Annotated in this window: 2 protein-coding genes; both read right to left on the bottom strand. The window is 63.3% G+C overall.

The genetic code is table 11. The features are described from left to right. The coding region (locus tag ACIOWA_RS27805) for an NADH-quinone oxidoreductase subunit H (protein WP_401162911.1) at positions 1-428 on the bottom strand (428 nt) is incomplete at its 3' end. Further along, positions 425-2,447: molybdopterin-dependent oxidoreductase (locus ACIOWA_RS27800; protein WP_401162910.1), on the bottom strand; the 2,023-nt coding region annotated here is incomplete at its 5' end. The genes ACIOWA_RS27800 and ACIOWA_RS27805, both read right to left, overlap by 4 nt.

Below are 2,447 nucleotides of genomic sequence, written 5' to 3'. Positions count from 1 at the left end.
GGGGACCACCCCGCCCTACACACATGTTCATACAAAACCCCCCCACCCCCCCCTCCGGGGGGGTCCCCGCCGTCACCCCCCAGGCCGATGTTCAGATCCGCCACGCCCCAGGTCGGGGTGATCGGGATGATCGCAAACGCGATCAGCAGGGCGGACATGGCCACCACCGGCGCCAAAGTGAAGATCACTTTGTCGGCAAACGGCGGGGTCCAGTCTTCCTTGAAGAACATCTTCAGCATGTCGGCGGCGATCTGGAACATACCAAACGGGCCAACGCGGTTCGGACCGTAACGGTCCTGCCACCAGCCCAGCAGGCGACGTTCGACAAAGCTGAGCAACGCACCCGCGACCACAACGGCCAGCAGAATCACGATGGCTTTGACGACCGAGAGGATCACATCGATCACTTCAGGGGTGAACCAGGTCATTGCGCTGCCTCCTGCAGACCGTCGACGGATACGCCGGCGAATGCCGGTGGAATGCCAGCGATGCCCGCAGGCAATGCCACCAGACCTGCGCCCAGTTCTTCATTGATACGCAATGGCAGACGCAGGGTCTGGCCGGCCACGTTCAGGCTCAGCAGGGCACCGTCGTTGACGCCCAGACGATCGGCTTCGGACTTGGCCAGTGCAACGTATGGCGCCGGAATGCGCTCTTGTACCGGAGCGGCTTTCGAAGAGTTCTCTTCGCTGCCGAACAGGTGGAAGAACGGCACGGCTTGCCAGGTGCCCGGCGCCGGGTTGAACGCACGCGGCGCAGCGGCGAACCAGTTCAGCGAATCACCGGTGCTTTCGATCAGGCGGGTACCCGGGTCGCCAGCGCGGATGTGACCACCGACTTCGTCCTGGAACTTGTTCCAGGCCTGCGGCGAGTTCCAGCCCGGCGACCAGGCGAATGGCACCTGCTGACGCGGTTCGACGGAGCCCGAGTAACCTTCCATGGAGAAGGCGAACGCGGTGTCTTTGTCTTGCGGAGTACGCGGTTCGTGAACGCTGATGTCGGCGCGCATCGCGGTGCGACCGGAATAACGCAGCGGCTCACGCGCCAGTTTCAGACCCTTGATGCGAAACGCAGCAGACGGTGCAGCGTCGACGATACGTGCCAGTTGCTCGGTGCTCGACGCCACGGCCGCGGTGACGTGGTCCAGTTGCGTCCAGTCGATCGGCTGGTTCAGCAGGGTCGAGCGCAGGGCGTGCAGCCAGCGCCAGCCTTCGTGAACCAGAATGCTTGCGTCCATGTATTGCGGGTCGAAAACCTGGAAGAAGCGCTGGGCGCGACCTTCCTGGCTGACCAGCGTACCGTCGCCTTCAGCGAAGCTGGCCGCCGGCAGAACCAGATGCGCGCGGTCGCTGGTGGCGGTCTTCTGATGGTCGGCAACGATCACCACTTTCGCAGCGTTCAATGCGGCATCGACCTTGGCTTTCGAGGTGCGGGTGTACAGGTCGTTTTCCAGCACGACGATGGCGTCAGCCTGGCCGTCGATCAGGGCTTGCAGCGCAGCATCCACCGATTCGCCACCGAGCATGGCCAGACCGAGGCTGTTGGCTTCCGGCACGATCAGGCTGATCGAGCCGTTCTTCTCGCGCAGCTTCAGAGCCTTGGCGATGTTTGCCGCCGCTTCGATCAGGGCTTTGGAGCCCAGCGAAGTACCGGCGATGATCAGCGGACGCTTGGCTTTGATCAGGGCGTCGGCAATGCGCTTGGCCAGTTCCAGAGCTTCAGCGTCCAGACCTTCAACGGCAGGGGCGCTGGCATCCAGAGCGTGAGCCACGGCGAAACCGATGCGCGCCAGATCGTCGGGAGCGGCGTGAACGCACTCTTCGGCGATGTCGTCGAGCTTGGTTTCAGCCAGGCTGGCGATGAACAGCGGGTTCAGCGCGTGCTGACCGATGTTTTTCACAGCGGCGTCGAGCCATGGCTGGACGCGCATGGCTTCGGCCATGTCTTCAGCCTTGCCTTTGACTGACTGACGCAGGGCCAGGGCCATACGGGCGGCGGTCTGGGTCAGGTCTTCACCGAGGACGAATACGGCGTCGTGGTCTTCGATGTCGCGCATGTTCGGCACGGGCAACGGGCTGTCTTTGAGCACTTGCAGAACCAGACGGATGCGCTCTAGTTCGGACGCTTCGATACCAGAGTAGAAGTGCTCGGCGCCAACCAGTTCACGCAGCGCGTAGTTGCTTTCGAGGCTGGCACGCGGCGAACCGATACCGACGATGTTGCGCCCGCGCAGCAGATCGGCAGCCTTGTCCAGCGCCTGATCCAGGCCCAGTTTCGTGCCGTCGGCCAGCAGCGGCTGACGTGGACGGTCGGTGCGGTTGACGTAGCCATAACCGAAACGGCCACGGTCGCACAGGAAGTACTGGTTCACCGAACCGTTGAAACGGTTTTCGATGCGACGCAGTTCGCCCACCCCCCCGACCGTAGAGATGTTGCAACCGCTCGAG

This window comes from Pseudomonas sp. NPDC087614, assembly GCF_044743485.1.
GTDB classification, from domain to species: Bacteria; Pseudomonadota; Gammaproteobacteria; order Pseudomonadales; family Pseudomonadaceae; genus Aquipseudomonas; species Aquipseudomonas baetica_A.
This window is presented reverse-complemented; position numbering and strand designations above follow the sequence as displayed.